At 66.5% G+C, this 5,087-nt stretch carries 6 protein-coding genes; 4 read left to right on the top strand and 2 right to left on the bottom strand.

Going from position 1 to position 5,087, the window contains the following annotated elements:
* The coding region (locus A3E77_RS00775) for an AMP-binding protein (RefSeq protein WP_293643003.1) at positions 1-781 on the bottom strand (781 nt) is incomplete at its 3' end.
* 35 nt (positions 782-816) lie between these two features.
* Here A3E77_RS00775 and A3E77_RS00770 point away from each other — a divergent pair.
* The 4 genes from A3E77_RS00770 to A3E77_RS00755 all read left to right on the top strand — a co-directional run bounded on the left by A3E77_RS00770 (position 817) and on the right by A3E77_RS00755 (position 3,594).
* Positions 817-1,812 carry a GNAT family N-acetyltransferase gene (locus A3E77_RS00770; RefSeq protein ID WP_293643002.1) on the top strand — a complete coding sequence of 332 codons (996 nt, stop codon included), beginning with the start codon at positions 817-819 and terminating at the stop codon, positions 1,810-1,812.
* Complete coding sequence (locus tag A3E77_RS00765; RefSeq protein WP_293643001.1) at positions 1,809-2,075, top strand: phosphopantetheine-binding protein; 267 nt, start codon at positions 1,809-1,811, stop codon at positions 2,073-2,075. The genes A3E77_RS00770 and A3E77_RS00765 overlap by 4 nt, the downstream gene beginning before the upstream one ends.
* 62 nt (positions 2,076-2,137) lie before the next feature.
* Positions 2,138-2,812: an alpha/beta hydrolase family protein gene (locus A3E77_RS00760; protein ID WP_293643000.1), complete on the top strand. Its 675-nt coding sequence runs from the start codon at positions 2,138-2,140 to the stop codon at positions 2,810-2,812.
* Positions 2,797-3,594 (top strand): hydrolase 1, exosortase A system-associated, encoded by a 798-nt coding sequence (locus A3E77_RS00755; protein WP_293642999.1) that lies wholly within the window; start codon positions 2,797-2,799, stop codon positions 3,592-3,594. The genes A3E77_RS00760 and A3E77_RS00755 overlap by 16 nt, the downstream gene beginning before the upstream one ends.
* Positions 3,595-3,934: 340 nt before the next feature.
* Here the strand turns inward: A3E77_RS00755 and trxB are convergent, their stop codons facing one another.
* Positions 3,935-4,900: a thioredoxin-disulfide reductase gene (trxB, locus tag A3E77_RS00750; protein ID WP_293642998.1), complete on the bottom strand. Its 966-nt coding sequence runs from the start codon at positions 4,898-4,900 to the stop codon at positions 3,935-3,937.
* Between the last annotated feature and the right edge of the window lie 187 nt (positions 4,901-5,087).

Below are 5,087 nucleotides of genomic sequence, written 5' to 3'. Positions count from 1 at the left end.
GCCATTCCGCCTCCACCAATTGCACCCACAGCGGCGGCACCCCCGCCAGTGTCGTCGCCTCGTGCCGCGCGACCGCCTTTACCACGTCGCGCGCGGTCAGGTAATCGAGCGGCGCCACCGACGCGCCCGCATACCAGGTCGATAGCAGTTGATTTTGACCATAATCGAAACTGAGCGGCAGCACGCCGAGCACCCGGTCATCCGGCGTCAGCTTCAGATAGGATGCGACGCTTTCCGCGCCGAGCCACAGATTGGCGTGGCTGAGCATCACGCCCTTGGGGCGCCCGGTCGACCCGCTGGTATAGAGGATCGCGGCAAGATCGTCCGGGCCGGCGATCGACGGCGGCAAACCCGGCCCGCCCGAATCGATTGCCTCCTCGCCGGCCTTCAGATCCTGCACCACATATTCGCCGCGCAGACCGCGGCCCAGCATGTCGGCGCGCGCGGCGTTGGTGACGAGCAGTTTCGCTCCGCTATCGGCCAGGATATGCAGCGCCTGCGGGCCCTTGAGCAACGGATTGACGGGCACATGGATCAAGCCGGCGCGCGCGGCGGCAAGCGGCATCAAACACGCCAGCCGGCTCTTCGCGCTCCAGCTTGCAACACGCTCGCCCGGCCCGCCCGCCTGTTCGAGCAGCCATGATGCGAGCCGCCCAACGCCGACGTCGAGTTCGGCAAAGGTCATGATCTTGTCGCCGATCCGCAGCGCAGCCGCCTCCGGCGCGCCGCAGAGGGCGAGATGGTCGATCGGCCTGGATGATGGGTTTTCGGCTTTGGTCATCGGCTGTTAGGACAGGAGTGATAGAGGGGCGCACCATGCAAGGGAACGGTGAAGATCAGGCTAATGATGAATGGCTGCCCGCCACGGCGCGCGCGGCCGGCTTTGCCTCGCCGTTCGACCGGGCAGCGTGGTTCGACCTGCTGACCGCGCACGGCTTTGCGGGCGGCGGCCGCATCGACGCATGGGGAAATGCCGGGTCGATGCGCGCATGGTTGCCGCTCCGCGCCGACGGCGTCGGCCATCTGGCGGGCCTGACCAACTGGTACAGCTTTTCGATCCGCCCGCTTTTCGACGGCGACGGCGATCGCGCCGCGGCGCTACGCGCGCTTTTCGGCCGGCTTCGTCCGCGCGCCGCCCGGTTGACGCTCTATCCCGTCGTCGATCCCGACGAGGCAGCCGCCGCGCTCCGCGCCGCGGGCTGGTGGGTGACGGTCATCGCCGCGGGCGACCGGCATTGGCTTGATCTGGGCGCCATGGACTACGACGGCTGGTGGGCCAGTCGTCCCGGCGCGCTGCGCAGCACGGTCCAGCGGAAAGCCAAAAAAAACATTGTCGATATTCAGCTGCTCACGGCGTTCGATGACGGCAGTTGGGCCGCTTATGAACAGGTCTATGCCGCGAGCTGGAAACCCGAAGAAGGCCACCCCGCGTTGCTCCGCGCCTTTGCCGAGGCCGAGGGTGCGGGCGGGCGCCTGCGCATGGGCATTGCCCGGATCGGCGGCATTCCGGTCGCCGCGCAATTCTGGACGGTGGAGGACGGCACCGCCTTCATCCACAAGCTGGCGCATGTCGAGGACAGCCTGAAAGCCTCGCCCGGCACGCTGCTGTCCGCTGCGCTGTTCCGCCATGTGATCGAGGTGGATCGCGTGAAGCGCGTCGATTTCGGCACCGGCAACGATGCCTACAAGCGCGACTGGATGAACCGCCACGACCCGCTGTGGCGGATCGAGGCTTTCAATCCGGCGCGCCCCGCGGCATGGGGACCGGCGTTGAAGGCCTTTGCCCGCTCCCTGCTGAGGAAAGAAAAGTGACCGAACCCGATACCGTCGACGCCACCCTTCGCGCCCTCCTCGCCGATGTCCTCGGCCTCGGCGAAGACCGCGCCGCTGCGCTGACCCAAGACAGCGGCCTGTTCGGCGAACTGCCCGAGTTCGATTCGATGGCGGTTGCGACGGTATTGACCGAGATGGAAGACCGGCTGGGGATCATCATCGACGATGACGAGATCGACGGCGAAATCTTTGAAAGCTATGGCAATCTGCTCGCGTTCTCGCTCCGCAAGATTGCCGGGTGATCGCAACAACCTACTTATTTTCGTTCCCCCGCGAAGGCGGGGACACACGGCCAGCATAAACGATGGCGGAACACGCTCTCCGAATATCTCCTCCCGGCACCCCGCGCGCGACGATCATGTTCGTGCCGCCGCTGTTCGAGGAAGCCAACCGCAGCCGTCGCACGCTGGTGGTGGCGATGCGCGCGCTGGCAGCCGACGGCTTTGCGGCCGTGCTCCCCGACTTGCCCGGACAGAATGAAAGCCTGATCCCGCTCGATCAGGTTGATCTGGGCATCTGGCAAAACGCGCTCGCCGAAACAGCCGCCGCCATCGACGGTCCGCTGATCATCGCATCCGTCCGCGGTGGCGCATTGATCGACCACCGCGCCCAAGCGGCCGCATGGTGGCGTCTCGCTCCGGTCAGCGGCGCCTCGCTGCTGCGCACGTTGATGCGCGCGCGCGTTGCGGCCGACCGCGAAGCAGGCGCAACCACGTCGCTCGAAAGCCTGCAAGCCGACGCCGCCACCGCGCCGTTGCTCCTCGCAGGCAATCGGCTTTCGCCCCGGATGATCGCACAGCTCGGCAGCGCCGAAGTGCAGCCTGCCGCGCCGCTCCGCACCGTCACCCTGGGTAGCGGCACCGACGCCGTCGCCGGGACGCCGCTGTGGCTGCGGGCCGAACCCGGCGAGGACGCGGCCATGGCCGCAGCGATCGCCACCGACATCGCTGCATGGAGCAAGACATGCGGCATCAGCTGAGCTTCCCGTGCGAAGGCGCTCCCCTCGCCGCAACCCTTGACGAAGCGCCGGGGACCACCGGCTTGCTGATCGTGTCGGGCGGCAATGAAATCCGCAGCGGCGCGCATCGCGGCATGGCGACGCTGGCGCAGAGCATCGCCGAGGCTGGTCATCCCGTCTTCCGCTTCGACCGCCGCGGCATCGGCGACAGCGAGGGTGAGAACGGCAGCTATGAAAGCAGCGGCCCCGACATCGCCGCCGCAATCGCCGCCTTCCGCGGCGCTGCGCCGCAGATCACCCGCATCGTCGCCTTCGGCAATTGCGACGCCGCCAGCGCGCTGCTGCTCCACCACCCGCTGCCGCTCGACGCGCTGATCCTCGCCAATCCGTGGACTTATAACGGCGACGCGGACGACGCCGATGAACTGGCCCTGCCCCCGGCCGACGCCATCCGCGCGCGTTACTGGTCGCGGTTGAAAGATCCCGCGAGCCTGCTGCGGCTGTTCAAGGGCCAAGTCGATTTCCGCAAACTGCTGCGCGGCCTGTCGGCGCTCCGCCGCAAACCCGCGCCCGTCGCCCCCGACAGCCTGTCCGCCCGCCTCGACACCGCGCTTGCCAACCTCGCTTGCCCCGCAACCATCCTGCTCGCCACCGGCGACCGGACGGCGCAGGCGTTTGCCGAAAAATGCGATCCCGGCGCGGTGCCGGTCGAAAGACTGAACAGCGCGTCGCACAGCTTTGTCGGCACCGACGCCGACTGGCTGGCGGAGCGCATTCTGGGATCACTGTCGCGAACAAGATGACATGTCCGAAGCCGATAGCGGCTTTGGCGTAGGGAACCGCCATTGCCGTCTTCGGTTATTCCGGGCTGGGTCCGCGATAGGTTGGCGCCGGCACCGCGCAATCATGCCAAAGTTCAGGAAAGTTCAGCCTTGCGCAGCCCCCGATCTGTCGCGCTCGGCGGACATGCCCGCGCGGCTGCCGATCGCGACCGGGCCGTGGCCGCCTTTGTCCACATCTTGAAAGAGCCAGGACGATGGCTGGCACGACCGGATAATGTAGGAAAGCGTTTTTTGCGTAGGGCGGACGTCTGTATGGGGTGGGGAGCGAACCTACCCTAACTTCGCCCCTCCCGCCGGACCGTCAGGCGTCGGCCATCGCGTGATATTCGGCCTCGGCGAGGAAGCGTTCGGCGTCGAGTGCCGCCATGCAGCCCATGCCCGCCGCCGTCACCGCCTGGCGATATACCTTGTCGGTCACGTCGCCAGCCGCGAATACGCCGGGAATCGCGGTCAGCGAGGTGCCCGGCGTCACTTCCAGATAGCCATCCGCATCCAGCGGCAGCTTGCCCTTGAACAGCTCGGTCGACGGGCTGTGGCCGATCGCGACGAACCCGCCGTCGGTCGGCTCAAAGCTCGCTTCGCCGGTGACGGTGTCGATCAGGTCGACGCCGACCAGCCCCGAAACGCCCTCCCCTGCGACAAAGCGTTCGACGCGCTTGTTCCAGAGCGTCTTGATCTTCGGATTGACCGCGAGCCGGTCTTGCAGGATCTTTTCGGCGCGCAGGCTGTCGCGGCGGTGGATCAGTGTCACATCGTCGCTATGGTTGGTCAGGTAGAGCGCCTCCTCGACCGCGGTGTTGCCGCCGCCGATCACCACGACCTTCTTGCCGCGATAGAAAAAGCCGTCGCACGTCGCGCACGCCGAAACACCCTTGCCGCCCAGTTCCTGTTCGCCGGGAACGCCCAGCCATTTTGCCTGCGCACCCGTCGCGATCACCAGCGTTTCGGCCATATAGACGTCGCCGCCGTCGCCGGTCAGCTTGAACGGACGGCGCGACAGATCGACGTCGACAATCGTGTCCCAGATCATGCTGGTGCCGACATGCATCGCCTGCGCCGTCATCTGTTCCATCAGCCACGGGCCTTGCACGACTTCGGCAAAACCAGGGTAGTTTTCGACGTCGGTGGTGATCGTCAGCTGGCCGCCGGGTTGCAGCCCTTGCACGACAATCGGCATCATGCCCGCGCGCGCGGCATAAATGGCGGCCGACAGGCCAGCGGGGCCGGAACCGAGGATAAGCATCTTGGTGTGGTGAACGCTGGGCATGACGATCTTTCATTGGCTGTGCGGACCAGCACAGATGGGTGTTGCCAACTGCGCTAGCAAGGGTCACCTTCCGCGCCAAGGGGAGACAGCGACAATGGCGAGTTGGTGGGAACGTCATGGGGTGCCGCGGTTGATCAAATGCGCCTGTTCGCAGGGGCAGATCATGAAATTGCGCAGCAAGGTGGTG

The sequence above is a fragment of the Sphingopyxis sp. RIFCSPHIGHO2_12_FULL_65_19 genome, from assembly GCF_001830555.1.
Taxonomy (GTDB): domain Bacteria; phylum Pseudomonadota; class Alphaproteobacteria; order Sphingomonadales; family Sphingomonadaceae; genus Sphingopyxis.
This window is presented reverse-complemented; position numbering and strand designations above follow the sequence as displayed.

Coding starts and splice junctions, on each gene's coding strand:
- trxB (WP_293642998.1), bottom strand. CDS start 4,900: ATGCCCAGCGTTCACCACACCAAGATGCTTATCCTCGGTTCCGGCCCC.
- A3E77_RS00760 (WP_293643000.1), top strand. CDS start 2,138: ATGGCGGAACACGCTCTCCGAATATCTCCTCCCGGCACCCCGCGCGCG.
- A3E77_RS00755 (WP_293642999.1), top strand. CDS start 2,797: ATGCGGCATCAGCTGAGCTTCCCGTGCGAAGGCGCTCCCCTCGCCGCA.
- A3E77_RS00770 (WP_293643002.1), top strand. CDS start 817: ATGCAAGGGAACGGTGAAGATCAGGCTAATGATGAATGGCTGCCCGCC.